The sequence below is a fragment of the Rhodovulum sp. ES.010 genome (assembly GCF_900142935.1).
Taxonomy (GTDB): Bacteria; Pseudomonadota; Alphaproteobacteria; order Rhodobacterales; family Rhodobacteraceae; genus Rhodovulum.
On the sequence record NZ_FSRS01000001.1, the window covers coordinates 1,216,590 to 1,243,359 of the forward strand.

The 26,770-nt window shown below is 69.5% G+C and carries 23 protein-coding genes; 13 read left to right on the plus strand and 10 right to left on the minus strand.

Annotated features, from left to right (window positions below; translation table 11 throughout):
• Window positions 1-24: 24 nt before the first annotated feature.
• From der to BUR28_RS06105, 3 genes are read right to left on the minus strand one after another with little or no spacing between them, the layout of a single operon-like run.
• Complete coding sequence (der, locus tag BUR28_RS06095; RefSeq protein ID WP_074219311.1) at window positions 25-1,488, minus strand: ribosome biogenesis GTPase Der; 1,464 nt, start codon at window positions 1,486-1,488, stop codon at window positions 25-27.
• Window positions 1,489-1,537: 49 nt separating this feature from the next.
• Window positions 1,538-2,863, minus strand: a complete 1,326-nt coding sequence (locus tag BUR28_RS06100) for a PQQ-like beta-propeller repeat protein (protein WP_074219312.1) — start codon at window positions 2,861-2,863, stop codon at window positions 1,538-1,540.
• A 36-nt stretch (window positions 2,864-2,899) separates the two neighbouring features.
• A complete protein-coding gene (locus BUR28_RS06105; RefSeq protein ID WP_074219313.1) occupies window positions 2,900-3,553 on the minus strand; it encodes a hypothetical protein in 654 nt (217 codons plus the stop codon).
• Window positions 3,554-3,793: 240 nt separating this feature from the next.
• On the opposite strand from BUR28_RS06105, the gene BUR28_RS06110 reads away from it, so the two are divergent.
• The 9 genes from BUR28_RS06110 to pqqE all read left to right on the plus strand — a co-directional run bounded on the left by BUR28_RS06110 (window position 3,794) and on the right by pqqE (window position 14,316).
• Window positions 3,794-5,008 (plus strand): efflux RND transporter periplasmic adaptor subunit, encoded by a 1,215-nt coding sequence (locus BUR28_RS06110; protein ID WP_074219314.1) that lies wholly within the window; start codon window positions 3,794-3,796, stop codon window positions 5,006-5,008.
• The gene (locus BUR28_RS06115) at window positions 5,005-8,613 is read left to right on the plus strand and encodes an efflux RND transporter permease subunit (protein WP_074219315.1); all 3,609 of its coding nucleotides are present in this window, start codon (window positions 5,005-5,007) and stop codon (window positions 8,611-8,613) included. The genes BUR28_RS06110 and BUR28_RS06115 overlap by 4 nt, the downstream gene beginning before the upstream one ends.
• Window positions 8,614-8,746: 133 nt before the next feature.
• Entirely contained in the window at window positions 8,747-10,390 is a 1,644-nt protein-coding gene (locus tag BUR28_RS06120) for a sensor histidine kinase (RefSeq protein WP_254813694.1), read from the plus strand.
• Between the two features lie 8 nt (window positions 10,391-10,398).
• Window positions 10,399-11,088 carry a response regulator transcription factor gene (locus BUR28_RS06125; RefSeq protein WP_074219317.1) on the plus strand — a complete coding sequence of 230 codons (690 nt, stop codon included), beginning with the start codon at window positions 10,399-10,401 and terminating at the stop codon, window positions 11,086-11,088.
• A gap of 110 nt (window positions 11,089-11,198) precedes the next feature.
• The gene (pqqA, locus tag BUR28_RS06130; RefSeq protein WP_074219318.1) at window positions 11,199-11,297 is read left to right on the plus strand and encodes a pyrroloquinoline quinone precursor peptide PqqA; all 99 of its coding nucleotides are present in this window, start codon (window positions 11,199-11,201) and stop codon (window positions 11,295-11,297) included.
• 22 nt (window positions 11,298-11,319) lie between these two features.
• Window positions 11,320-12,216: a pyrroloquinoline quinone biosynthesis protein PqqB gene (gene pqqB, locus BUR28_RS06135; RefSeq protein ID WP_074219319.1), complete on the plus strand. Its 897-nt coding sequence runs from the start codon at window positions 11,320-11,322 to the stop codon at window positions 12,214-12,216.
• Window positions 12,213-12,962 carry a pyrroloquinoline-quinone synthase PqqC gene (gene pqqC, locus BUR28_RS06140; RefSeq protein ID WP_074219320.1) on the plus strand — a complete coding sequence of 250 codons (750 nt, stop codon included), beginning with the start codon at window positions 12,213-12,215 and terminating at the stop codon, window positions 12,960-12,962. Before pqqB ends, pqqC begins: the two co-directional genes overlap by 4 nt.
• A complete protein-coding gene (pqqD, locus tag BUR28_RS06145; RefSeq protein ID WP_074219321.1) occupies window positions 12,959-13,237 on the plus strand; it encodes a pyrroloquinoline quinone biosynthesis peptide chaperone PqqD in 279 nt (92 codons plus the stop codon). Before pqqC ends, pqqD begins: the two co-directional genes overlap by 4 nt.
• Complete coding sequence (gene pqqE, locus BUR28_RS06150; protein ID WP_074219322.1) at window positions 13,234-14,316, plus strand: pyrroloquinoline quinone biosynthesis protein PqqE; 1,083 nt, start codon at window positions 13,234-13,236, stop codon at window positions 14,314-14,316. The genes pqqD and pqqE overlap by 4 nt, the downstream gene beginning before the upstream one ends.
• Here pqqE and BUR28_RS06155 read toward each other — a convergent pair.
• Window positions 14,313-16,154, minus strand: coding sequence for an ABCB family ABC transporter ATP-binding protein/permease (locus BUR28_RS06155; RefSeq protein ID WP_074219323.1), 1,842 nt, complete (start codon window positions 16,152-16,154; stop codon window positions 14,313-14,315). The two genes, pqqE and BUR28_RS06155, sit on opposite strands and share 4 nt — an antisense overlap.
• Before the next feature lie 63 nt (window positions 16,155-16,217).
• Complete coding sequence (locus BUR28_RS06160; RefSeq protein ID WP_074219324.1) at window positions 16,218-17,594, minus strand: LysM peptidoglycan-binding domain-containing protein; 1,377 nt, start codon at window positions 17,592-17,594, stop codon at window positions 16,218-16,220.
• Between the two features lie 94 nt (window positions 17,595-17,688).
• Between BUR28_RS06160 and BUR28_RS06165 the strand changes: the two genes are divergently transcribed.
• The gene (locus BUR28_RS06165) at window positions 17,689-18,267 is read left to right on the plus strand and encodes an LOG family protein (protein WP_074219325.1); all 579 of its coding nucleotides are present in this window, start codon (window positions 17,689-17,691) and stop codon (window positions 18,265-18,267) included.
• Here BUR28_RS06165 and rarD read toward each other — a convergent pair.
• Both rarD and BUR28_RS06175 read right to left on the minus strand, forming a co-directional pair.
• Window positions 18,189-19,124: an EamA family transporter RarD gene (gene rarD / locus BUR28_RS06170; protein ID WP_083626478.1), complete on the minus strand. Its 936-nt coding sequence runs from the start codon at window positions 19,122-19,124 to the stop codon at window positions 18,189-18,191. The two genes, BUR28_RS06165 and rarD, sit on opposite strands and share 79 nt — an antisense overlap.
• Window positions 19,124-20,263 carry a pyridoxal phosphate-dependent aminotransferase gene (locus tag BUR28_RS06175; RefSeq protein ID WP_074219327.1) on the minus strand — a complete coding sequence of 380 codons (1,140 nt, stop codon included), beginning with the start codon at window positions 20,261-20,263 and terminating at the stop codon, window positions 19,124-19,126. Before BUR28_RS06175 ends, rarD begins: the two co-directional genes overlap by 1 nt.
• A 60-nt stretch (window positions 20,264-20,323) precedes the next feature.
• Here BUR28_RS06175 and BUR28_RS06180 point away from each other — a divergent pair, with 60 nt between their 5' ends.
• The 3 genes from BUR28_RS06180 (at window position 20,324) to BUR28_RS06190 (ending at window position 23,230) form a co-directional block, all read left to right on the plus strand.
• On the plus strand, window positions 20,324-21,667 hold the full coding sequence (locus tag BUR28_RS06180) for a M48 family metalloprotease (protein ID WP_074219328.1): 1,344 nt from the start codon (window positions 20,324-20,326) through the stop codon (window positions 21,665-21,667).
• The gene (locus BUR28_RS06185; RefSeq protein WP_074219329.1) at window positions 21,664-22,401 is read left to right on the plus strand and encodes a DsbA family protein; all 738 of its coding nucleotides are present in this window, start codon (window positions 21,664-21,666) and stop codon (window positions 22,399-22,401) included. Before BUR28_RS06180 ends, BUR28_RS06185 begins: the two co-directional genes overlap by 4 nt.
• 82 nt (window positions 22,402-22,483) lie before the next feature.
• On the plus strand, window positions 22,484-23,230 hold the full coding sequence (locus BUR28_RS06190; RefSeq protein ID WP_074219330.1) for a DsbA family protein: 747 nt from the start codon (window positions 22,484-22,486) through the stop codon (window positions 23,228-23,230).
• Between the two features lie 9 nt (window positions 23,231-23,239).
• Here the strand turns inward: BUR28_RS06190 and BUR28_RS06195 are convergent, their stop codons facing one another.
• The 3 genes from BUR28_RS06195 to BUR28_RS06205 form a co-directional block, all read right to left on the minus strand.
• Window positions 23,240-24,259 carry a threonine aldolase family protein gene (locus tag BUR28_RS06195; RefSeq protein WP_074219331.1) on the minus strand — a complete coding sequence of 340 codons (1,020 nt, stop codon included), beginning with the start codon at window positions 24,257-24,259 and terminating at the stop codon, window positions 23,240-23,242.
• Window positions 24,260-24,314: 55 nt separating this feature from the next.
• Complete coding sequence (gene ispG / locus BUR28_RS06200; protein WP_074219332.1) at window positions 24,315-25,451, minus strand: flavodoxin-dependent (E)-4-hydroxy-3-methylbut-2-enyl-diphosphate synthase; 1,137 nt, start codon at window positions 25,449-25,451, stop codon at window positions 24,315-24,317.
• An 85-nt stretch (window positions 25,452-25,536) separates the two neighbouring features.
• Window positions 25,537-26,748, minus strand: a complete 1,212-nt coding sequence (locus BUR28_RS06205; protein WP_074219333.1) for a helix-turn-helix domain-containing protein — start codon at window positions 26,746-26,748, stop codon at window positions 25,537-25,539.
• Window positions 26,749-26,770: the final 22 nt, after the last annotated feature.

The following is a 26,770-nucleotide window of genomic DNA, read 5'->3' on the forward strand; positions in this document are numbered from 1 at the left end:
AACACGGGACGAAATCCGGGGCACCTAGCCGTCGAGCGGTTTCTTCCCCAGGTGCTTGCGCAGCCGCGAGGGCGTCTTTTTCTTGCGGCCCTTGAACGGGTTCTGGTGGCCCTGCCCGCGGAAGGTCAGCCGGATCGGCGTGCCGGGCATGTCGAAATCCTCGCGCAGCCCGTTGATGAGGTAGCGGCGATAGCTTTCGGGCAGCTTTTCCGGGTTGGAGCACATCACCACGAAGCCCGGCGGCCGCGTCTTGGCCTGGGTCATGTAACGCAACCGGATGCGGCGGCCGCCCGGTGCGGGGGGCGGGTGCACCTCCACCATGCCGGCGAGCCAGCGATTGAGCTTGGCCGTGGACACCCGCCGGTTCCACACGCCATAGGCCGACATCACCGCATCGTGCAGCCGGTCGAGCCCGCGCCCGGTCAGCGCCGAGACGGTGACCAGCGGCGCCCCGCGAAGCTGCGGCAGGACATGAGCGAACTGCTCTTTCAACGCGCGCAACCGCCCTTGCCGGTCCGTTTCGAGGTCCCACTTGTTGACGGCGACGACGACGGCGCGCCCTTCGCGCTCGGCCAGATCGGCGATCTTGAGGTCCTGCACCTCGAACGGCGCCTGGCCGTCCAGCAGCACAACCACGACCTCGGCGAATTTCACCGCGCGCAGCGCATCGCCCACCGAAAGTTTCTCGACCTTGTCCTGCACACGCGCCTTCTTGCGCATGCCCGCCGTGTCGAAGATGCGCACCGGCGTGCCCTGCCAGTCGAGCGCAACCGAGATCGCATCGCGGGTGATGCCAGCCTCGGGCCCCGTAAGCAGCCTGTCCTCGCCGAGAATCGCGTTGACCAGCGTCGACTTGCCCGCGTTCGGCCGGCCGACGACCGCGATCTGCAGCGGGCGCGCCGCGGTCGGTACGCGGGGGCCCTCCTCGGCGTCGTCCTCGTCGACCTCGACATCGGTTTCCGGTGCGGCCTCCTCGATCTCGCGGGCCTCGGCCTCTTCGATCAGCGGCGCGAGCGCGGTGTAGAGATCGCTCATCCCCTCGCCGTGCTCCGCCGAGAGGCGCACGGGCTCACCCAGGCCCAGGGCATAGGACTCCAGCACCCCGGCCTCCGCGGCGGTGCCCTCGGACTTGTTGGCGCCCAGGATCACGCGGGCGGATTTGCGGCGCAGGATGTCGGTGAAGACCTCGTCGGCGGGCAGCACGCCCGCCCGCGCGTCGATCAGGAACAGGCAGGCATTGGCCATGCCCACCGCACGCTCGGTCAGCGCGCGCATCCGGCCCTGCAGGCTCTCGTCGGTGACCTCCTCCAGCCCCGCCGTGTCGATCACCGTGAAGCGCAGGTCGCCCAGCCGCGCCTCGCCCTCGCGCAAATCGCGCGTCACGCCGGGCTGGTCGTCGACCAGCGCCACGCGCTTGCCGACGAGACGGTTGAACAGCGTGGACTTGCCCACGTTGGGCCGGCCCACGATGGCGAGGGTGAAGCTCATCTCACGGCACTCCGGACGGATGGAGCCGCCCGCCTACACCAATCGCGGTTCAGCGGAAAGCGTGGAGTTGGCCCGGCGTTGACACGACGTAGAGCGTGCCCCCCGCAACCGCCGGCCGCGTCGCCGCACCGCCGGGCAGTTCCACGGCGCCCGTCTCGGCGCCGCTTTCGGGGCTGAAGGCGCGCAGAAGCCCGTCATCGGAGGCGACCCAGAGGCGCCCGCCGGCCAGCACCGGCCCGTAATGGGCATGGACCGCCTTCCAGCGCTTGGAACGCTCGCGCTTGAAATAGGGCAACTCGCGCGTCCAGATCACCGCACCCGTCTCCGCGTCGAGCCGCACAAGCTCGGCCTGATCGGAGACCATGAAGACCGCCCCCCCCACCGGCAGAAGCGCACCATAGGCCCCCTCCTCCGCGGTCCAGAGCCGCTCGCCGGAATTGGCGTCGAGCGCCACGGCGCGGCCGGACTGGTTGCCGGAATAGACCACGTCGCCCGCGATCACGGGGTCGGCGATGATGTCGCTCACGGTCGCGTAGACGAAGCCGCGCCGTTCGCCCGCGACCGAAGCCTGCCAGACGCGCACGCCCGACTGGCGCAGCGTCGCCACCAGTTCGGCGGAGCCGAACGGGAAGATCGCCAGCCGGTCGGAGATCGCCGGCGCCGCTGCGCCGAGCAGGCCCGAGGGCGTGGGCGTGCCGGGAAGTTGCCATTGCAAACGGCCATTGTCGGCCTTGACGGCCCAGGCGCGATTGTCGCGGCTGACGACATAGACCAGCCCGTCGCGATAGGCCGGCGCGCCGGTCACCGGCGCGTCGGTGCGCTGGGTCCAGAGCTCGGCGCCGGTCGCCGGGTCGAGCGCCACCAGCGTACCGAACCCCGTTGTGGCGAACAGCCGGCCCCCACCGACGGCCAGCCCCCCGCCCGACGCGTCGGCGCTGCGCTCCGAGGGCAGGGTCAGGTCGGCGGTCCACAGCGTCTGCCCGCCCGTCGACACGGCCGTGACGCGGCTTTGCGAGTCGAGCGTGAAGACCGCGCCGCCGGCCACGACGGGCATAGCGGTGATCCGGTGCCGACGGGTATTCCCCTGGCCGATATCGACGCTCCATACCCGGGTGGGATGCGTGGAAAACGCCGCGTGTTCAGGCAGATGGGTCGCACTTCCGCCGGGCTGTGCATAGTCGGCGCGCACCACAGCGGGGGGCAGGCGGATCGCGCGGGCGGTGGACTCGGACCCGGCAGCGGGCGCCGCCTCGGGGCCGACGCCCAGCGCCTCGCGCACGCCGAGACGCTCACCGGGCAGGATCAACTCCCTGTCGCCGCACCCGGCGAGCAGTGTCACCGCCGCGAGCGTTCCGACTACCAGACCGACTTTCAACGCACGAGTCCTCTTGCCTTGCCTCTGAGGGGCGGGTCAGCCGCCCGCCGGCGCGCCCCCGAGGGCCACAATCAACTGACTGGCCCGCTGACGCAAGCCCGCCGACGCGCCCGCCCCGTCGACGATCATGCGCAGATGCCCCAGCGCGGTCTCCGCGTTCCCGGCGTCGATCTCGGCGAGCGCCATCTGTTCCAGTGCAGGCGCCCGGTAGGGGCGCCCCGGCTCGGCCAGCGGCGCGAGCGTCTGGAGCCGCGCCTGCGGGTCGGCCTCGCGCCCCTGGAGCATGACCATCTTGAGCGCCGCCAACTGGGTGTAGTGCAGCGGCAGCGCAGCATCGTTCGCAACCGCCCGAAGGGCTTCAACCGACTCGTCGCGGCGCACGCCTTCGCCGGTCTCGCCGGCGGCGAGCAGCGTGACCAGCGCATCCGCCTCGCCCTCGACGGGCAGCGCCGACAGGGTGTCCGCCCGTTCGGCCGCGGTCGGTGCCTCCAGCGCGGCGAGGATCGCATCGCCCAGCGCCCGCGCCTCGGCCTGCGCCCGCGCCTCGCGCCATTCCCGCCAGGTCGCGCCGCCGACGATCAGCAGCACGGCCAGCACCGCGATCCAGCCGTAACGCTTCATCCAGCCGAACAGCCGGTCGCGGCGCACTTCCTCGGTGACTTCCTCGATGAAACTGTCGGGGTTGCTCATGCTGTCTCGCTTGGGGATCGGGGCGCGGCTGGAGCCCCTCTTAGCGCAGCGCGCGCCGCATTGCCAAGCCCCGGAGGACCTTGGGAGGACCGGCTTGCCAGAGACCGGGCAAACCCCTATTTTGGACCAGTTGGTTCAGCCAATTGCATCACAAGGTCCCACATCACCGCCCGGGCGCCCTGTTCCGCGGGACCGAAGGCACGGCGCCGGGCGGCAGTCGACGGGAGGGGCGACGCCCGAATGCGCTGGATTTCGATTCTCACCGCGCTGCTGGTGATGCTTTCGCTCTACCTGTTGCTCATGGAACGCGAGCGTGTCATGGCGTTCGCGGGGGCCGAGCCTGCGCCGCCCCCCACGGAAGCCGTTCAGCACGCGACCGAACGCCGGGTGTCGGTCGTCGTCGAGAAGAGCACCGCCCGCAGCATGCAGGGCGCGGTCATGGTGCGCGGAGAGACCCAGGCCGCGCGCGAGGTCGAGGTGCGGGCCGAGACGACAGGCCGGGTGATCTCCGAGCCGCTGCGAAAGGGCGCGCGGGTGGAAGCGGGCGAGACGCTGTGCGAACTCGACCCCGGCACCCGCCCCGCGACGCTTGCCCAGGCCCGCGCCGCGCTGGCCGAGGCGCGGGCGCGCGTGCCCGAGGCGCGCGCCGCCGTCACCCAGGCCGAGGCGCAGCTGAACGAGGCCAAGATCAACGACCGTGCCGCGCGGCGGCTCTCGGAAGGCGGATTCGCCTCGGAAACGCGCGTGGCCGGCACCGCCGCCGCCGTGTCGACCGCCGAAGCGGGCTTGGCCTCGGCCACGGCCGGGCTGGAAGCCGCCCAAACGGCCCTTCGCACCGCCGAGACCAATGTCGCCGCCGCCGAGACCGAGATCGAACGCCTGACGATCACCGCCCCCTTCGCCGGCGTGCTCGATGACGATGCGGCCGAGCTTGGCACCCTGCTCCAGCCCGGCGCATCCTGTGCAACGGTCCTCCAGCTCGACCCGATCCATCTTGTCGGCTTCGTCCCCGAGACCGAGCTCGCCCGGATTTCCGAGGGCGCGATAGCGGGCGGACGGCTGGCATCGGGGCAAGAGGTGATGGGCCAGGTCAGCTTCGTCGCGCGCCGCGCCGACCCGCAGACCCGCACCTTCCGGGTCGAGGTCGGGATCGAGAACGGCGCCGGCAACATTCGCGCGGGCCAGAGCGCCGAGTTCGGCATCGCGACCCCCGAGCGGAAAGCCCATCTCGTCTCGCAATCGGCTCTGACGCTGAACGACGCGGGCCAGATCGGCGTGCGGCTGGCCTCCGAGGACGGCACGGCCCGATTCGCCGCCATCGAGGTGCTGCGCGACACGCTGGACGGGCTCTGGGTGGCGGGCCTGCCGGGCGAGGCCGAGATCATCGTCGTCGGGCAGGAATTCGTCACCGACGGCGTGCCTCTCGACGTGACCTATCGTGAGGCGCGCCGATGACCGGGATCATCGACTGGGCCGCGCGCCGTGCGCGCATGGTCGTGGCCTTCGTGATCCTGTCGATCATCGCGGGCGCACTGGCCTATGTCGAACTCCCCAAGGAGGGCGAGCCCGACATCGAGATCCCGGCGCTGTTCATTTCGGTCCCCTTCCCCGGCATCTCGGCCGAGGACGCGGAAAAGCTGCTGATCAAACCGATGGAAACCGAGCTTGCCGATCTCGACGGGCTCGACTCGATGACGGCGACCGCGCGCGAAGGCTTCGCCGCCATCGCGCTGGAATTCGAATTCGGCTGGGACAAGACCAAAATCATCGCCGACGTGCGCGACCGGATGAACACCGCCGAGGCGAATTTCCCCAGCGGGGCCGAGAAATACACGATCACCGAGATCAACTTCTCGGAATTCCCGATCATCATCGTCAACCTGTCGGGGCCGCTGCCCGAACGCACGCTGCTGCGCGTGGCGCAGGACCTGCAGGACAGGCTGGAATCGCTCGACCCGGTGCTGGACGTCGCGCTTGCGGGCCAGCGCGACGAGATGGTCGAAGTGATCATCGACCCGCTGCGGCTGGAATCCTACAACGTCACCGCGGGCGAGTTGATCGACGTGGTGGTGAACAACAACCGGCTGATCGCCGCGGGCGAGGTCGACGCGCCGGGCGGCACCTTCTCGGTCAAGATCCCTTCCTCCTTCGACGATGTGCAGGACGTCTATGCTCTGCCGGTCAAGGTGAACGGCGACCGGGTGGTGACGCTGGGCGACCTGACAGACATCCGCCTGACCTTCGAGGACCGCACCTCGACCGCGCGGTTCAACGGTGAGCCGACGCTGGCCCTGCAGATCGTCAAGCGCAAGGGCTTCAACATCATCGACACCGCGGCGCTGATCCGCGACGAGGTCGAAGCCGCGCGCGCCGACTGGCCCGAGGACCTGCGCGAGGCGGTGATCGTCGGCACCTCGAACGACCAGTCGCACACCGTCGACTCGATGGTGCGCCAGCTCGAGGGGTCGGTCCTGACCGCCATCGCGCTGGTGATGATTGTGGTGCTGGCCTTCCTGGGCACCCGCTCGGCGCTGCTGGTGGGCTTTGCGATCCCGACCTCGTTCCTGCTGTGCTTCGTGCTGCTGGGCGTGATGGATGTGGCGGTGTCGAACATCGTGATGTTCGGGCTGATCCTCGCCGTGGGCATGCTGGTCGACGGCGCCATCGTGGTGGTGGAATACGCCGATCGGCGCATCTCCGAAGGCGTGGGCCCGATGCACGCCTTCGCCGAGGCGGCCAAGCGGATGTTCTGGCCCATCGTAAGTTCCACGGCCACGACGCTCTGCGCCTTCCTGCCGATGCTGTTCTGGCCGGGCGTCGCGGGCGAGTTCATGGGGATGCTGCCCGTCACCCTGATCTTCGTGCTCTCGGCCAGCCTGATGGTCGCGCTGGTCTACCTGCCGGTCGTGGGCGGGGTGTCGGGCCGGTTTTCGCGCATCCTGTGGCGGATGACCGCGCGCGTGCGGCCCTGGCCGCTGGCCGCGCGCGCCGGGCTGATGGTCGCGGCGCTGGTGCTGGTGTTCGTCGCGGCGATGCGGACGCTCAACCCCGACTGGCCGGCACCCTCGGCGGGGGCCGCTGGCATCGCCGACGTTCTGCCTGGCGCGCTTCTGTTCATCGCCGGTCTCTTGCTCTCCTCCATCGCGATCAACGCGCTGAAGCATCCGCAGAAAAAACCCGTGAAAGCCGGCTACCGGCGCACGCCCGTGGGCCATGTCATCAAGTTCATCGCGGGCAACCCGGTGATGCCCGTGGTGGCCGTGGTCACGGTGCTGGCTTTCGTCGTGCACGTCTTCCTTTACTTCACCGGCGCCGCGCTGGGCGGCTACAAGCCGTTCGAGAGCCACAGCAACGGCGTGGAGTTCTTCGTCGAAAGCGAACCCGAACAGGCGCTGGTCTACGTCCGGGCGCGCGGCAACCTGTCGCTCGACGAGAAGGACGCACTGCTGCGCCAGGCCGAGGGTATCGTGCTGGCCGAACCCGGCGTGCGCAACGTGTTCGCCTTCGCCGGCGAGGGTGGGCTGAACTCGAACACCGGCGGCGCCAACCCCCCGCTCGACACGATCGGCCAGGTGCAGGTCGAGCTGATCCCCTGGGACGACCGCGCCGACCGGCCGGAGCTCGACGGGAATCTCGTGCTGGAGCGCATCCAGGAAAAGCTGGCCCGCCTCCCCGGCATCCAGACCGAGATCCTGAACCTGTCGATGGGGCCGGCCTCGCCCAAGCCCGTGCACCTGCGCCTGCGCGGCGAGGATTGGGACTCGCTGACCGCCGCCGCCGAGGCGGCTATCGTGCGCTTCGAAGACACCGAGGGGTTGCGCGACATCGAGGACACCCTGCCGCTGCCGGGCATCGACTGGCAGATCGACGTCGACACCGAAACCGCCGGCCGGTTTGGCGCATCGGCCTCGACCGTGGGGGCGATGGTGCAGCTGGTCACCCGCGGCATCCTGCTCGACACGATGCGCGTGCCCTCCTCGGACGAGGAGATCGAAATTCGCGCGCGCCTGCCCGAGCAGGACCGGGTGTTGTCCACGCTCGACACGCTGAAGGTCCGCACCTCCGAGGGGCTGGTGCCGCTGTCGAACTTCATCACCCGCACGCCGGTCGAGAAGGTGGGCCGGATCAATCGCATCGACGGCGAGCGCTATTTCGAGGTCAAGGCCGCGGTCGCGCCGGGGCTGACCAATGCCGAAGGCACGCCGATCAATGCCAACGAGCGCATCGCACATCTGACCGAGTGGCTGGAGACCGATCCGTTACCCCAGGGTGTCGACTGGGAATGGACCGGCGACCAAGAGGACCAGCAGGAATCCTCGGCCTTCCTCAGCCAGGCCTTCGGGGCGGCGCTGGGGCTGATGTTCATCATCCTGCTGGCGCAGTTCAACAGCGTCTACAACGCGGTTCTGGTGCTTCTGGCGGTGGTGCTGTCCACGACCGGTGTGCTGATCGGCATGATGGTGATGAACCAGCCCTTCTCGATCATCATGACCGGCACCGGCATCGTCGCGCTGGCCGGGATCGTGGTGAACAACAACATCGTGCTGATCGACACCTACCAGGAATACGCGAAATACATGCCCCGGATCGAGGCGATCGTGCGCACGGTCGAGATGCGGCTGCGCCCGGTGCTGCTGACCACCGTGACCACGATGGCGGGGCTGTCGTCGATGATGCTGGGGGTCAGCTTCGACTTCGTGAACGGCGGCTATACCGTCGACAGCCCCACCGCGCTGTGGTGGAAGCAACTCGCGACGGCGGTGGTCTTCGGGCTGGGCATCGCGACGATGCTGACGCTCGTCTTCACGCCCTCGCTGCTGGCGATCCGCGAATGGTTCTGGGCCGGCGTCTATGGCTCGGCGCGGCGGTTCCGCGCAGCGGTGGGCGGCCCCGACAGCGCGGCCGCGCGCGAACTGGCGCTGAACCATGCCGCCCGCGGGATCGGCTCGCCGCAACTGCTGTGGTCCGACCTGCCCCCCGACGGCCCCGAACCGGACACCACGCCCGGGGATGCGCCCGAAAGCGCCGAGCGCACCAGCCCCCTGCGCGCGGCGGAGTGAACGGCCCGGGCTGACCGTTCCCCAACGCGGCCGGCTGGCTGCTGGGCCAAGGTCTGTCAATTCAGCCTTTCGTCTTGCAGCATTTCGTCGAGTTGCCCCCTAGACTGGCGGAACTGTCCGGGAGGAGAAGGACGTGAACAGGACAGGGCCGAGCCCCGCGGCAGGCGCGGCGGCGCCGTTCCCGAAGCGGCGCGCCATGCACCCCTTCGCCACGCTCAAGGCGCGGCTCGGCCTTGGCGCGGGGCTGATCGGCTGCGTGGCAATCCTTGCGGGCGCGCTGATGCTCTTCGGCATGGGCCAGGTCTCCGACCGGCTCGACTCCTCGCTGAACGCCGAGCGGCGCATTGCCCGCTACTCGGTCCTCTCCAGCCAGATCTCGGCCTTCATCGTGGTCGCGGCGGAGGCTATCCAGACCGGTCTGTCGCCCGAGGATCGCGCCCAGCGGCTGGACCCGGTGACGCGGGGCCTGGAACGGACCTTCGCGCATATGCGGCAGGACCTGGAAACCGCGGTCGCCGAGGCCCGCGCGATGGGGCTGGACGAACAATCCCGCCGCGCCACGCAAAGCATCGCCATCGCGCGCATGGAGGCGCTGTTCACCGCAGCGCATGAGGGGCTGATGGCCCCCGCGACGGACAGGGAGCGGGCCCGCGGCTATCTGGCCGGATTTTCGCAGGCGGTCGATCCGCTCCTGAACGCCGCCGTCTCGGACGAGATCCGCATCCGCGACGGAATCCTCGCCGGCATCGGCGAGTTGCGCCGACGGCTGACACTCATGGCGCTTGGCATCTCGGGGCTGGCGGTGGCGATGTTCGGCACCTTCTATCTCGGCCTGGTTCGGCCGCTGCTCGGCCGGCTCGACCTTGCCCGCCAGGCCGCGCAGCGAATCGGACGGCAGGATTTCGACCTCGCGCTGCCCGAAGACCGCGCCGACGAGATCGGCCGCCTTTTCGCCGAAACCAACCGCGCTGCCCGCGCCCTGGCCCGGCGGCGCGAAGAGGTGGAGTGCGAATGGGCGCGGCTGAACGAAACGATCGCCGCCCGCACCGAAGAACTGCGCGCCGCCAACGCGGCGCTCGAACGCACCGACGAGGACCGGCGCCGCTTCTTCGCCGATATCGGGCATGAACTGCGGACGCCGCTGACCGTGATCGTTCTGGAATCCGAACTGGGCCTGAAAGGCACCGGAAATCCGCGCGCCGGATTCGAGACGATCCACGCCCGCGCCCAGCGCCTGCACCGGCGGATCGACGACCTGCTGCGCGTGGCACGGTCGGAAAGCGGGCGGATTGAGCTGACATGCGCCCCCTGCGACCTAGCCGCGGCGGCGCGCGAGGCGCTGGCCGACATCCGGCCCGAGGTCGACGCGGCACGCATGGCGCTGGAAATGGTTGTGACCGAGGATGTCCTGGTAAGCGCCGACCCGGACTGGCTGCGGCAGGTGATCGCCGGGATCGCCCAGAACGCCGTGCGCCACGCGGGTCCGGGCGGCCCGCTGGCGCTGCGCGTCACCGCCGAAGACGGCGCCGGCGTGGTGCGCGTGGCGGACAACGGCCCCGGCGTCGCCGCGGACGAGATCGCGCAGGTCTTCACCCGGTTCCACCGCGGCGCGGGCCGGCGAAGCGCGGGGTTCGGCCTCGGGCTGGCGCTCGCGAAGTGGCTGGTGGAGCAGATGGGCGGGCGGATCGCGCTCGAAAGCCCGGTGCCGGGGTGGGCGCGGCTCGGCGACGGCCCCGGCACGATGGTCGAACTGCGCCTGCCCCTGGCGGAGGAGTGAGCCCGGCAATGGCCGAATCCGAAACGCGAATCCTGATCGTCGACGACGACCCCGAGATCACCGCCGCGCTGGCCCGCGGACTGGCGCTGCATGGCTACAGTCCGATCTGCGCCCACCGCGTCGCCGAGGCCCGCGACCGGTTCCGCGCCGAACGCCTCGGTGCAGCCATCGTCGACGTCATGATCGGCCCGGACAGCGGCATCGACCTGGTGCGCGAAGTCCGGGCCGCGGGGGACCGCACACCGATCCTCATGCTCAGCGCACTCTCGGAGGTCGAGGACCGGACCGGCGGGCTCGATGCCGGGGCGGACGACTACATCGCCAAGCCGTTTTCCTTCGACGAACTCCTGGCCCGCCTCAAGGTGCAGGAGCGCCGGGCGCGCCGCACCGAGTCGCCGCGCCTCCGGCTGGAACCCGCGACCCGCACCGTCCATGGCCCCGGCCGCAGCGTCACGCTGACCGAGCGCGAATACGCCCTGTTCGAGCTTCTCTGGACCCATCCCGGCGAGGTCCTGTCGCGCGCCGACCTGTTCGCGCGGCTGTGGGCGCGCGAAGGCACCAGTTCCGAGAACGTCGTCGACGTCTATATCGGCTATCTGCGGCGCAAGCTTGCCCCCGCGCGCAATTTCGGGGTCGAGATCACGACGCTGCGCAACCGGGGCTTCGTGCTGGAGCCCATCGCGGACGCGCCGGACTAAGCCATTGGTCGCGATTGCCTTTTAAAATTTCTTAGAACTATTCTTTTGACGGGTGGGCGCGCAAGGCCGATCCTGTGCGTATCCTGAGGGAACTTTAGGGAGAAGAAACCATGGCTTGGAAGAAACCGATCGTCCGCGAAATCGAGTGCGGCATGGAAATCAACATGTACGGCCCCGACAGCGGCGACGATCACGGCGTCCTGTTCTGATCGACGGCGCGCGGAGGCCAGAGTGGGATTCCGCGCGCACATCCTCGGGGCAGCCGCCGGTGGCGGGTTGCCCCAGTGGAATTGCGGCTGCGCGCAGTGCGACATGGCACGCGCCGGCACGATCCCCGCGCAGACCCAATCTTCGCTGGCAGTGACGGCGAACGGGCGCGACTGGGCGATCCTGAACGCCTCGCCCGACATTCGCCAGCAACTGGCCGCCTGCGCCGCGCTGCACCCCACGGGGCTGCGCGAGGTACCGCTGACCTCGGTGCTGGTGACCAATGGCGATATCGACCATGTTGCGGGGCTGCTCACGCTGCGCGAGATGCAGGCCTTCACGCTGTTCGCGACCGCGGGCATTCACGAGGTGCTGGCCGCCAACCCGATCTTCGCCGCGCTGAACGAAAGCGTGGTGGAGCGCGAGACGGTCGCGTTGGGCCAGCCCTTCGACCTGGCGCGGGGGCTGAGGGCGGAGCTTTTCCCCGTGCCCGGCAAGGTGCCGCTGTACCTGGAGGGCGAGACGGTCGAGACCGAGCTGGTGGGCGAACAGACCGTGGGCGTGCACCTGGAGGGCGGCGGCGGCGAGGCGCTGTATATCCCCGGCTGTGCCACGCTGAACGACGGGCTGCGCGGGCGGCTGCGGGGCGCGCCGCTGGTATTCTTCGACGGCACGCTGTGGCGCGACGACGAGATGGTGCGCGCCGGGCTGGGCGCCAAGACCGGCAAGCGGATGGGCCATATCTCGATGAGCGGGCCGGACGGGTCGATCGCGGAGTTCGCCGATCTGGACGTGGCCAAGAAGGTTTTCGTGCACATGAACAACACCAACCCGGTGCTGAACCCCGGATCGGCCGAACGCGCCGAGGCCGAGGCCGCCGGGTGGATCATCGGACAGGACGGAATGGAGGTGTCCCCATGACCCAGACGCGGGAGGAGTTCGAGGCCCGGCTGCGCCGGATCGGCGAGGAGCGCTATCACGACAAGCACCCGTTCCACCACCTGCTGCATGGCGGGCGCTGCACACCCGGCCAGGTGCGGGCCTGGGTCATCAACCGCTATTACTACCAGTCGCGCATCCCGATGAAGGACGCGGCCTTCATGTCGCGCGTCGAGGACCCGAAACTGCGCCGCGCCTGGCGGTCCCGGATCAAGGATCACGACGGCACCGCCGAGAACGAGGGCGGCATCGCGCGCTGGCTGAAACTGGCCGAGGCGGTGGGGCTGGCCCCCGATTACGTGGCCTCGGGGGTGGGCATCCTGCCCGCGACGAAATTCGCGGTGGATGCCTATGTGCGCTTCGTGCGCGACAAGACCCTGCTGGAGGCGGTGGCGTCCTCGCTGACGGAACTGTTCGCGCCGAAGATCCACGCCGAACGGATCGAGGGCCTGCTGGCGAATTACGATTTCGCCAACGATGTCAGCATGTCCTATTTCCGCAAGCGCCTGAGCGAGGCGCCCAAGGACGTGGCGTTCGGCCTCGCCTGGGTGCTGGACCATGCCGATACGGCCGAAAAGCAGGACGCCGCGGCCGCCGCGCTGACCTTCAAGACCGACGTGCTGTGGGCGCAACTCGATGCGCTCTACTCGGCCTATGTGGAACCGGCCCGCATCCCGCCGGGCGGCTGGGTGCCGGGCGAAGGCATGGCGCTGGCCAAGGCGTCATGATCGAGGCCGACGATATCCCCGTGATCCCGCGCGGCGTGCGGATGCAGTTCGACCGTGTGCGCGACGGCTGGGTCCTGCTGGCCCCCGAACGCACCGTCGCCCTGGACGAGATCGGCCGCGCGATCCTGTCGGAAATCGACGGCGAACGCAGCTTCGGCCAGATCACCGCGGGGCTGGCGGCGAGATATGCCGCGCTGCAAGAGGAGATCGCCGAGGACAGCCGCAGATTCCTCGGCGCGCTGATCGATCGCCGTTTCCTGGAGGTGCGGAAATGAGCGTCAACCCGCCCATCGCGATGCTGGCGGAACTGACCCACCGCTGCCCGCTGTCCTGCCCCTATTGCTCGAACCCGGTGGAGTTGACCCGGCGCGACGCGGAACTGGACACCGCGACCTGGGCGGACGTGTTCCGGCAGGCGGCGGACCTGGGCGTGCTGCAACTGCACCTGTCGGGGGGCGAACCGGTGAGCCGGCGCGACCTGGTCGACCTGGTCGTGGCGGCGCGCGAGGCGGGGCTTTACACCAACCTCATCACCTCGGGGATCGGGCTGACGGAAAGGCGGCTGAAGGAGCTGGACGCGGCGGGGCTGGACCATATCCAGCTCAGCTTGCAGGGCACCGATGCGGAAATGGCCGACCGGATCGGCGGCTATCGCGGCGGCTTCGCGCGCAAGATGGACGTGGCCCGCTGGATCGGCGAGATCGGCTTTCCGCTGACGCTGAACGCGGTCTTGCACCGGCAGAACCTGCACCAGTTGCCGCGCGCCATCGAGATGGCGGTCGAGATGGGTGCGCGTCGGATCGAGGTGGCGACGGTGCAGTTCCACGGCTGGGCCCTGCAGAACCGGGCCGCGCTCATGCCCACGCGCGATCAGGCGCGCGAGGCCGATGCCATCGTGGCCAAGGCCCGTCAGCGGCTCAAGGGGACGCTGGTGATCGACTACGTGCCCGCCGACTACCACTCGGATTATCCCAAGAAATGCATGGGCGGCTGGGGCTCGACCGGGCTCAACGTCGCGCCCGACGGGCTGGTGCTCCCATGCCACGCGGCGCAGACGATCCCGACGCTCGACTTCGACCGGGTGCAGGAGAAACCGCTGCGCGAGATCTGGTACGAGGGCGCCGCCTTCAATGCCTTCCGAGGCACCGAATGGATGCAGGAGCCCTGCCGGAGTTGCGAGCGCAAGACGGTGGATTTCGGCGGCTGCCGCTGCCAGGCGATGGCCCTGGTGGGCGATGCGGCAGCGACCGACCCGGTCTGCATCAAGTCGCCCCACCACGGCGAGTTGCAGGACCGCGCCGACGCCTTCGCCGGGGGTGAAGCCGCCTTCACCGCGCGGGCGGCGGCCGGCTAGGCCGCCTCGAAATCCTCGTCCTCGCCGGCCTGCTGGCGCTGCCACATCCGGGCATAGCGCCCGCCGCGGGCGACCAGCGCCTCGTGGGTGCCGCGCTCGACCACCCGCCCGCCTTCCAACACCACGATGGCATCGGCATCCACGATGGTCGACAGCCGGTGCGCGATGGCGATGACGGTGCGCCCCTCCCCCATGGCCTTCAACTGCGCCTGGATGCCCGCCTCGGTCTCGGAGTCGAGCGCGGAGGTCGCCTCGTCGAGCAGCAGGATCGGCGGGTTCTTCAGAAGCGTGCGCGCGATCCCCACCCGCTGCTTCTCGCCACCCGAGAGCTTCAGCCCGCGCTCGCCCACCAGCGTCTCGTAACCTTTGGGCAGTTCCTCGATGAACTCATGAATCTTCGCCGCGCGCGCCGCCGCCTCAATCTCGGCCCGCGTCGCGTCGGGGCGGCCATAGGCGATGTTGTAGAGGATCGTGTCGTTGAACAGCACCGTGTCCTGCGGCACCACGCCGATTTGCGCATGGAGCGACTCCTGAGTGACGTCCCGCAGGTCCTGCCCGTCGATCGCCACCGCGCCGTCGGTCACGTCGTAGAACCGGAACAGCAGCCGCCCGATGGTGGACTTGCCCGCACCCGACGGCCCCACGATGGCGACCTTCTGCCCGGCCGGCACCTCTATGGCCACACCGTGCAAAATCGGCCGCTCGGGGTCGTAGCCGAACCGGACGTCGCGGAACTCCACCCGCCCGCCGGTCACCTGCAGATCGGAAGCGCCCGGCTTGTCGGTCACCTCGGCGGGCTGTTCCAGCAGCGCGAACATCTCGCCCATGTCGACGAGGCTCTGTCGGATTTCGCGATAGACCGTGCCGAGGAAGTTGAGCGGCATGGTGATCTGGATCATGTAGGCGTTGACCATGACGAAATCGCCTGTCGTCATCGTCCCGGCCTGCACCCCCATCGCGGCCATGACCATCACGCCCACCAGACCGCCGGTGATCAGCACCGCCTGGCCGAAATTCAGGAAGGCCAGCGAGAGCGAGGTCTTGACCGCCGCCTCCTCGTAGCCTGCCATCGCGCTGTCGTAGCGTTCGGCCTCGCGCCGCTCGGCACCGAAATACTTGACCGTCTCGAAGTTCAGCAGGCTGTCGATCGCCTTCTGGTTCGCGTCGGTATCCTGGTCGTTCATCTGGCGGCGGATCTTCACCCGCCATTCCGTGACCTTGAAGGTGAACTGGATATAGGCCGCGATCACCACGGCCACGACCGCCAGATACCAGATATCGAAGGCGACCGCGAAGACGATGCCCACGAGCGTCAGCTCGATGATGAGGGGGCCGATGGAGAACAGCAGGAAGCGCAGCAGGAACTCCACGCCCTTCACCCCGCGCTCGATGATGCGCGAGAGCCCGCCGGTCTTGCGCGTGATGTGGTAGCGCAAGCTGAGGTTATGGATGTGCTCGAAGGTCTCCAGCGCGAGCCGGCGCAGCGCCCGTTGTGCGACCCGCGCGAAGATCGCGTCGCGCAACTGCTGGAAGCCGGCATTCATCAGCCGGGCCATGCCGTAGGCCACCGTCAGCCCCACCGCGCCCACCGCCATCAGCATCGCGTCCGGCGCGCCCTCGCCGGTCAGGCTGTCGACGGCCGCCTTGTAGAGGAACGGCGTCAGGACCGAGACGACCTTCGCCAGCACCAGCGCGGCCAGCGCCAGCACCACGCGGCGCTTGGCCCAGCCCTCGCCCTCGGGCCAGAGGTAGGGGGCCACCTTGCGGATCGTGCGCCAGGCCTGCTCGCGGTCGAGCTGGGAAATGTCTGCGGTCGTGGGGCGTTTGCCGCGACGCATGGGAGCCTTTCGGATAAGCGGAGGTGGTTAACCTAGCGCAACGAAAGGGAGGGTTCCAGTGACCTAGTCACCCGCGGGCAGCGCGAAGACCTGCCCGGGATAGATCAGGTCGGGGTCCCGGATCTGGTCGCGATTGGCGCGAAAGATCTGCACATACTGGAGTCCGCTGCCATAGGTCCGGTCGGCGATGCCCCAAAGGGTGTAGCCCGGCTGCACGGTGACCAAGCTGGCCAGTGCGCCGGCCTCATCCGGTGCGCCCTCGGCGCTCGGCGCGGCGATGCGGTCGGCCGCGACCCGCTGGAAGGGTGTCTCGAACCGGGCCGCGACGGTGCCATCGGCTTTCAGCAGGTCGGCGCGAAGGGTGTAGATCCCGGCCGCGATTCCTTCGAGGCGCTGGCGCCAGCGCCCCTCCGCACCGATCCGCATCTCCGCCAATGCGGCGTTGTCGAGGTAGAACCGCAGCACACCGTCGGGCGCGCCGCGCCCGGACAGAACGACATCGCCCCGGGCATCATACGAAATCGCCTCGACCAGAACGCCGGCGCTTTCCGGCGGCAGGTCGGCCTCGGGCGCCTGCAGCACGCGCACGCCGCCCGCGTCGGACAGAAGCACCGTCGGCGCGCGCGCCTCCGAGGTGGCACGCGCCCGCTCGTTCGGCACGGAACGCGCGGTAGTGCCAGGCGCCTCGACCGGCGCGGGCCCGGCCGGGGACGGCTCCGAGCTGGCGGACGGCCCCGTGGCGGCCGTCTGCGCGTCCGACGCGCGCTTGGCAGGGCTCTCCGGGTCCGCGTCGGCAACGCCGGCGGACACGGTCTGTCCGTCCGCGTCGCCGGCTTGGGCGCCTTCCCCGGCCGCGGCGTCGCGGCGCGGCATGGCCGGCGCCAGGAACACGGTCGCCCCGGAGACAACCGCTTCGTCGTCGCCGAGCGCCATCCGCAACGAAAGCCGCCGCGCCTCGTCGCTTGGATGCAGGTCGAGGAACAGGGCGAAGCTACCATCCGCGTCGACATCGCTTCGCGCCGCCTCGGTGCCGTCGACCAGAAGCGCCACCGTGCTGCCTGCCTCGGCGCGCCCTGCGATCAGGGCATTGCCTGCCGGGTCGACCCGGACAACGTCGAAACTGGGAGGTTCCGGGGTCGCGGCGTCGGGGACTTGCGGCTGCGCGTCTGCGCCCGGCTCCGCATCCGTCGCACCGTCCGTTCGCGCCCCGCTTTGCGTTGCGTCCCGCGCCCCGGCCGGGTCGAACCGCTCGCCCCCGCCGACGGGTACGCTCTCCCCGGCGGGCGCCACCGCTGCCTGTTCGGCCGGCGCGGGCGTCCGCGCCTCATCGCCGCCGCGGTCCTGCATCAGGAACCAACGCAGCACCAGCAGGACGATCGCGATCTCGCCCAGGATCAGGACCCACGTCCACAGGCCCCATTTCTTCTTGCCGTCCGACATTGCCCGCTCCCTTGGGCCACCCTCGCCCAGCGCGCTTGCGAGACCATATCAACCCCGGTATCACCGGTCCAGAAATCCATCCACAAGGCACGCAATGACCGCACTCCCCCCCTCCATCTGCGTCTTCTGCGGCTCCCGCAACGGAATCCGTCCCGGCTATGGCGCCGAGGCCGAGGCGGTGGGCCGCGCGCTGGCCGAGGCGGGCTGGCGGCTGGTCTACGGCGCGGGCGATGTCGGGCTGATGGGCCGCGCGGCGCGCGCGGCGCAGGCTGCAGGCGGCGACACCTTCGGGGTGATCCCGGTGCATCTCTTCGACCGCGAGGTCGGCAAGCGCGACCTCTCGACCTTCGTCGTCACCGAGAACATGCACGAGCGCAAGAAGGTCATGTACATGAATTCCGACGCGATCGTGGTGCTGCCGGGCGGCGCCGGGTCGCTGGACGAGTTCTTCGAGGTGCTGACCTGGCGCCAGCTCGGCCTGCACGAAAAGCCGATCCTGCTGCTATCGACCGAGTCGTTCTGGGCGCCGCTCACCGGCCTCATCGACCACTTCATCACCGAAGGCTTTGCCGATCCCTCCTTGCGCGATTTCGTTCAGGTCGTGCCGGATGTGCCGACGCTGATCGAGGCCCTGCGCGACGCCCTTTCCTGCCGCAGGCTCTCGGCGGAGTAGAGCGCGAGCGCGGCCCAGATCAGGGCGAAGGCGAAGCCGTGCCAAGGCGTGAAGGCTTCGCGAAAGACCATTGTAGCAACAAGAAATTGCAGGGTGGGGTTGAGGTATTGCACCAGCCCCACGGTGGCGTAGCTGACCCGCTTGGACGCATACGAGAACAGGATCAGCGGCGTCGCGGTCAGCGGTCCCGAGAGCATCAGCAGCAGGCTGTCCGACAGATCATGGCCGAAGGTCGCGAGATGGCGCCCGGTCAGCCCGGTCCAGCCCTGCGCATGAACGCCCCAGAGCCAGACGAGCGCGAGCGGCGCGAGCAGCAGCACCTCGGTCGTCACCGAAACGACCGGCCCGGCCGGCACCGCCCGTTTCAGAAGCCCGTAGATGCCGAAGGTGCCGGCAAGCGCCAGCGACGCCCAGGGGGCAACCCCCAGCCCCCAGGTCAGCCCCGCGACCGCGATGCAGGCCATCGCCACGGCCACCCATTTCGCCGCCGAGTGCCGCTCCCCCAGGAAAGCAAAGCCCAGCGCCACGGCAACCAGCGGGAAGATGTAGTAGCCCAGGGACGCCTCGACCGCGTGGCCGGTCTGGATCGAGAAGATGAAGAAGAACCAGTTGGTCGAGATCGCAAGCGCGGCCAGGAACACGACAGCCAGCGCGCGGGGCCGCGCGACCAGGCGCGCAATCTCTGTCAACCGCCCCTGCGCAGCCAGCACCAGCCCGAAGAAGACCAGCGACCACAACGTCCGGTGGCCCAACACCTCCAGCGGGGGCACATGGGCCAAGAGCTTGTAGTACATCGAGGACAGGCCCCAGATGACGCAGGCCCCGACCATTGCCAGGACGCCGTTGCGCGCCTCCATCAGCGGGCGGCCATGAAGCGGGTGAGCCGGTCCAGCCCTTCCTCGATATCCGCCGTCGAGCGGGCGTAGGAGAACCGGAGCGTCCCCGCGCCCCGAGCCGGGTCGAAATCGAGCCCGGGCGTCACCGCGACGCCTGCCTTTTCAAGAATTTCCGCGGCGAACTTGCGGCTGTCCTCGGTCAGGTCGGAGACGTCCGCATAGACATAGAAGGCCCCGTCTGGCGGCGCGATCTTCTCGAATCCAGCCTTCGGCAACCGCTCCATCATCAGCTCGCGGTTGCGCCGGTAGACCGCCTTGTTGGCCTGCAGCTCGTCCTGGCAGTCGATGGCGGCCAGCGCGACCACCTGCGCGGCGTGGGGGGCGCAGATAAACAGGTTCTGCGCCAGCCGCTCCACCCGGCGGACGTGGTCCTCGGGCACGACCATCCAGCCGACGCGCCAGCCGGTCATCGAGAAATACTTGGAAAACGAGTTGATGACGTAGGTCTCGTCGGTGATTTCCAGCGCCGTGACCGCTTTCCGCTCGTACTCGATACCGTGATAGATCTCGTCCGAGATGAAGGCCGCGCCGCGCGCCGCACAGGCGTCGATCAGCCCGGCCAGCGCGTCGCGGTCGAGCATCGTCCCGGTCGGGTTCGCGGGCGAGGCCACCAGCAGCCCGTCAAGGTCGGCGGGCAGGTCCTCGGGCACCGGCTGGTAGCGGTGCTGTGCCTCGGTGTCGATCATCACCGCCTGGAGCCCCAGCGCCTGAAGGATCGCCTTGTAGGACGGATAACCCGGCGCGCCGATGCCGACCTTGGCGCCCACGTCGAAGAGCGCGGTGAACGCCAGCGTGAACCCGCCCGAGGAGCCGGGCGTCACCACCACGCGGTCGGGATTCAGGTCCACCCCGTACCACTCGCCATATAGCCGCGCGATGCGGGCGCGCAGCGCGGGCAGGCCCAGGCCCACCGTGTAGCCCAGCGCCTCTTCCTCCATGGCTTTCGCCAGGGCCGCGCGGGCGGCGGCGGGCGCCGGCGTGCCGGGCTGGCCGACCTCCATGTGGATGATGCGGGCGCCCTTCGCCTCGGCGCGCGCGGCGGCCTGCATCACATCCATCACAATGAAGGGATCGACATCGCCGCGGCTTGAAACCTTCATGCCCGTCTCCTTAGGATGCTTGTCATGCAGGCTTTCTTCCAGCGCGGGGCGACAACGTCAATGGCGGCGCTCATTCGGCCCCGGCCGGCGCTCTCGCTGCTGCTCGCGGCCGTTCTGGCGCTGACGCCGATGCTTGCCCGCGCCCAAACGCTGATCCGAGATGCCGAGATCGAATATGCGCTCCGCGAACTGACGCAGCCGCTGGCCAATGCCGCGGGCCTCAGCCCCGCCAATCTGCGCGTACTCGTGCTGAACGATCGCGAGATGAACGCCTTCGTGCTCGACGGGCAGACGATCATGATCCATTCCGGCCTGATCCTGCGGCTCGAGGCTGCGGCGCAGCTCCAGGCGGTAATCGCGCACGAGCTGGCCCATATCGCCAACGGTCACATCACCCGGCGCCTCGCCAACCTGCGCGGCGCCAAGAGCGCGGCGGCGATGGGCGTTCTGATGTCGCTGGCCGTGGCCGCCACAGGCAATGCCGAGGCTGCCTCGGGTATCGCCATGGGCACGTCGTCCTCGGCGCAGCGCGTGTTCTTCGGCCATACCCGAGCCGAGGAATCGTCGGCCGACCAGGCGGGCGTGCGCTACATGGCGCGGGCCGGCGTCGACCCGAACGCCATGGTCGAGGTGCTGGACCTGTTTCGCGGCCAGGAGGCGCTGAGCACCGCGCGGCAGGACCCGTATGTGCGCACCCACCCGCTGACCGCCGAGCGTATACGCGCGATGCGGGGCTTCGCCGCCGCCTACGAGGAGGGCACCGGCCGGGACCGGACGGCCGACTACTGGTTCGCCCGCACCCGCGGCAAGCTCGGCGCCTTCCTTCAAAGCCCCAAGCAGACGCTGCGCCAGGCGCGCGGCGACGACAGCAGCGTGGGGATGATGCGCCGTGCGGTCGCGTGGCATCGAACCCCGGACCCCGAGAAGGCCCTGGCCGAGATGGGTGGGTTGGAGGCGGCGCGGCCGGGCGACCCCTTCGTGCACGAGCTCAAGGGCCAGATTCTGCTCGAGTCGCGCCGCTTCGGCCCCGCGGTCGACGCCTATGCCCGCGCCGTCGACCTGGCCCCGCGCGAACCGCTGATCCTCGGCGGCTATGGCCGGGCGCTGCTTGCGCTCGACACCCCGCAAGCCAACCGCAAGGCGCTGTCGGTGCTGACCAACGCGCGCGCCCGCGACCCGCAGGACCCGCGGCTCTTGCGCGATCTTGCGGTGGCGCACGCACGGGCGGGCGACAACGGCATGGCCTCGGTCGCCACCGCCGAACGCTACGCGGTGCAGGGCCGGCTGGACACCGCCGCGGTGCATGCCAGGCGCGCGCTCGGGCTCGTGCCGCGCGGCGCGCCGGGCTGGCTGCGGGCGCAGGACGTGCTGGCGGCGGCCGAACGCGCGACGCGCCGGAAATGAGGCGGCTTGCCGGCGCCAGCCTTGCTGCCCTGCTGACGGCGGGGGCCGCGCCCGCGCTGGAGTTGAGCGCGGCGGAGCGCGCGGCCTTCCGGGCCGAGCTGCGCGCCTATCTTCTGGAACACCCCGAGGTGATCGAAGACGCGCTCGCCGCGGCAGAAGAACGCCGTTATGCCACCGCGGCGCGAAGCGACCTCGACCGGATCGCGGCGGAGGCCGAGACCCTGTTCCACGATCCGGCGGACTGGACCGGCGGCGACCCGCAGGGCGATGTCACGCTCGTCACCTTCGTCGATTACGCCTGTGCCGCCTGCGGCCCTGCATTGGCCGCGGCGCGCGCGCTGGCGGCGCGGGACGGCAGGCTGCGCCTCGTCGTCAAGGACGCCCCCGGCCCGGGCGCGGACGCGCGCCGGGCCGCGCGCTTCGCCCGGGCGGTCCTGGCTGTCGGCGGGGCCGACACCTATGCCCGCGCCCAGGAGGCGCTGTTCGCCGTGTCCGACCTGTCGCAGGCCACCCTCGATGCGATCGCCCGCGACCTCGGGCTTTCCCCCGCCGCCCTGTCGACGCGGCTGGAAGCCCCCGACATCGCGGCCGCACTCTCCGCAAACCGCGCGCTCATGGACCGGCTGCACCTCGGCGCCCCGCCCGCGCATGTCCTCGAGCGCACGTTGATCCGGGGCGCCCTCCCGGAACGCGCATTGGCAGCCATCGCCGCGGCGATGCGCCGGAAGAATTGAGCAACGCCGACGAGATTGCCCATTGGCCCCGCGGCGCGGATGTGTTGCAAACGACACGACCCGACCGGATGGAGACCGCCCGATGACGATCCGCCTGCCCGCCGCCCTGCTGGCCCTCGGCCTCGCCCTGCCCGCCCACGCCCTCGACCTGACCGAGATGACCGATGCTGAGCGCGACGCGTTCCGCGCAGAGGTGCGCGCCTACCTCATGGACAACCCCGAGGTGCTGATGGAGGCGATCGGCGTGCTGGAACAGCGCCAGGCCGATGCCCAGGCCGCCAATGACACGACGCTGGTCCAGGTGAACGCCGACGACATCTTCCGCGACGGCCATTCCTGGGTGGGCGGCAACCCTGACGGCGATCTGACTCTGGTGGAGTTCATCGACTACCGCTGCGGCTATTGCCGCAAGGCCCATGCCGAGGTCAGCGAACTGATCGAGAGCGACGGGAACATCCGCTTCATTGTCAAGGAGTTCCCGATCCTCGGGCCGGAATCCGCGCTGGCCTCTCGCTTCGCCATTGCGACCCTGCAGGTGGCCGGCGACGACGCCTACAGGCAAGTGCATGACACACTCATCACATACCGCGGCAAGATCAACGAGGCGTCGCTCGCGCGGCTTGCCGGCGATCTCGGGCTTGATGGCGACGCGATCGTGGCGCGGATGGACTCGGCCGAGGTCGCGCAGGTGATCGAGGAAAACCACGCGCTGGCCCAGCGCATGCAGATCACCGGCACGCCCACCTTCATCCTCGACGACCAGATGTTGCGCGGCTACGTGCCCTTGGCGGGCATGCGCGAGATCGTGACCGCCACAAGGGCGGAGTGACGCCACCCCTCAGGCAAGCGCGGCCATCGCGGCGATCAGGGCGTCGGCATCCGCCGGCCCCACGTCCAGATGCGTAACCATCCGCAGGCGCCGCGGCCCCACAACGGTCACGGTCACCTTGCGCTCACGCAGGCGCCGCGCCAGCTCGCGCGCGTTGGGAGCGGTATCGGCAAGGTCGGCGATCACGATGTTGGTCTCGACCGGCAGGACGCGCGCAATTCCCGGCAGATCGGCTAGCCGGCCGCCGATATCCTGCGCGAGGGCATGGTCCTCTGCCAGCCGCTCGACATGGTGATCGAGCGCGTAGAGGCACATCGCGGTGAGAACCCCGGTCTGGCGCATCGCCCCGCCCCAGCGCCGCTTGAGCAACCACGCCTCGGCGACGAATTCGCGCGAGCCCGCCAGCACCGCGCCTACCGGGCAGCCAAGCCCCTTGGTGAAGGCGATCCACGCGCTGTCGAAGCCCTTCGCATGGTCCGCCGCCGGCACGCCCGTGGCGACCTGGGCGTTCAACAGCCGCGCCCCGTCAAGATGCGTGGCCAGGCCCGCCGCCTTCGCCGCCTCGGCCACCATGTTCAGTCGTTCCACCGGCCAGACCGCGCCGCCCCCGAGATTGGCCGTCTGCTCGGCGACCAGCAGACGCGAGCGCGGCGCGTGGGCCGAGTGCGGGCGCACCGCCCCGGTCACCTGGTCGGGCGTCAGCATGCCCCGCTCGGCATCGATCGGATGCATCATCACGCCCGACAGCGCCGCCGGCCCGCCGCTTTCCGCGAAGATGATATGGCTGTCGCGGGTGCAGATCACCTCGTCGCCGGGGCGTGTATGCACCGCGATGGCGATCTCGTTGCACATTGTGCCGGAGGGCAGGAACAGCGCCGCCTCCATGCCCAGCATCTCGGCCACCCGTGCGCAGAGTTCCAGGGTGGGCGGATCGGCATCGTGGCGCTCGTCGCCCAAGGGTGCGTCGAGCGCCGCCTCGCGCATGGCGCGGGTCGGACGGGTCTGCGTGTCGGAATAGAAATCGTGCATCCTGCGGGGGCTCCTCCTTCGACTCCCCCGCAGATAGCGCGCGGCGCGGCGGGCGCTACTCCGCGGCTTCGGCGCCCGAGGCGGCCTCCGCGGCCTCGATCTCGGCCGCCTTCTTTTCCACCTGCTCGACGATGTGGTCGATCATTTCTTCGTTCGAGATGCGATGATCCTGCTTGCCGGCGAGATAGACCATGCCGTTGCCATTGCCGCCGCCGGTAAATCCCACATCGGTCATCAGCGCCTCGCCCGGGCCGTTCACCACGCAGCCGATGATCGACAGGCTCATCGGAGTCTTGATGTGTTCGAGCCGCTTTTCCAGTTCCGCGACGGTGGCGATGACGTCGAAGCCCTGCCGCGCGCAGGAGGGGCACGAGATGATGTTCACGCCGCGATGGCGCAGCCCCAGCGATTTCAGGATCTCGTAACCGACCTTGACCTCCTCGACCGGGTCGGCCGACAGCGACACGCGGATCGTATCACCGATGCCCATCCAAAGCAGGTTGCCCAGGCCGATCGCCGACTTGATCGTGCCCGAGACGAGTCCGCCCGCCTCGGTGATGCCGAGGTGGATCGGCGCATCCGTCGCTTCGGCAATGCCCTGGTAGGCGGCGGCCGCGAGGAAAACGTCGGAGGCCTTCACGCTGATCTTGAACTCGAAGAAGTCGTTGTCCTCGAGGATGCGGATATGTTCGAGCGCCGACTCGACCATCGCCTCGGGGCACGGCTCGCCGTATTTCTCCAGCAGGTGCTTTTCCAGCGACCCGGCATTCACCCCGATCCGCATCGAGCAGCCATGGTCGCGGGCGGCCTTGATGACCTCGCGCACGCGCTTTTCATCGCCGATATTGCCGGGGTTGATCCGCAGACAGGCCGCGCCCGCCTCGGCCGCCTCGATGCCGCGCTTGTAGTGGAAATGGATGTCGGCGACGATCGGGACCGGGCTTTCGGCCACGATGTCTTTCAGCGCGCGCGACGAGTCCTCGTCGGGGACCGAGATGCGCACGATGTCAGCGCCGGCCTCGGCGGCGGCTTGGACCTGCGCGATCGTGCCCTTGATGTCGGTCGTGACCGTGTTGGTCATGGTCTGCACCGAGATCGGCGCGTCGCCGCCCACGGCGACGGGGCCGACCTGGATTTGGCGGGATTTGCGGCGGTCGATACTGCGCCAGGGGCGCACGGCATTCAGCGACATGGGTTCCTGTCCGGCGACGAGTGATTTCGCCTATCTGATAAAGGATTGCCCGAGTCGCCGCAACGCGCGGCCTGTCGCGCTCGCGTTATTGCGACCCGGTGCCGCCCTCGGGCTGCGCCTCGTTCCGGGCCAGAGCCACCGCGAGATCCGGATCGGCCACGACATCGGCCAGTTGATACCGCTCGGTCAGCGCCTCGGCCGACAATTCGACATTCTTGGCCACCTGCGCACCGGGCAAGGCGGGGCCGTAGGTCTCGCCATTGACCGAGAAGTAGACGGCGCCGGAATTGCCCGCGCGCAGCCGTGGAGCTTCGTCCGTTTCGGGAATCACGTAGCGTTCGCCCGCATCGAGGATCTGCTCGAACAGCACGGTACCGTCGCCGGCCGACACGCGCACCCAGGCGGGCCGGGCGGCGATGATCGCGAGGTCGCGCCGAGCGGGTTCGGCCACGACCCGCACCGGCGGCGCCTCGTCCGTGCCCGACGGATACGCCTCGGCCGGCGTGGCGCGCGCGACGACATGGTTGTAGGGCCGATCCGAAACCAGCGCGCCGATCTCGCCCGGGTCGAGCGTGGCGATCGGACCGTCGCGGGCCACCAACACCGGGCGGTCGAGCGCCTGGGGCCGGTAGAGCCGGTCCAGCGCCTCGGTCGTGGGGGGCGTGACCGGCGCCTGGGCCATCTGCGCACCGTCCGTGGGGCCCAGCGGGTCGACATCGGCCACCAGTCCTGGTTGCTGGTCGAGCGGGGCCAGCTTGACCTGCTGGATCTGCTGCAGCACCGTCCACCCGCCGTAGCCGAGCACCGCGATCAGCCCCAAAAGCACCATGACCGACCCGATCGCCCCAGGCTCGATCCGCGACAGGAACGCCTCGCCGCGCGGCACGAAGATCGCGTTGGGGTCGGCCAGCGGATCGCGTCCCTCGGGGCCCAGGCGCCGCGACGGGGCGCTGGGCGCGGCCCCGGCCGCGTTCATGCCGTGGACGGTGGCGAAATTGCCCTCTTCACAGAACCGGCGATAGGCCCATTCCGGGTCGAGCCCGAGGTAACGGGCGTAAGAGCGCACATATCCTGCGATGAAGCCGGGCGTTTCAAAGGCGGTGGGGTCTGCGTTCTCGATCGCGGCGATATAGGTCGCGCGGATCTTCAGTTCGCGCTGAACGTCGAGCAACGACTTGCCGAGCGTCGCACGCTCCCCGCGCATGACATCGCCGAGGCGCAACTCATAGGCGTCGAAACCCTTAGGTGTGTCTTGACTGCCCTCAGTCGCAGCGCGCGACTGTTTGCGCCTGATCATCCAAACCGCCCCGTGCCTGTCT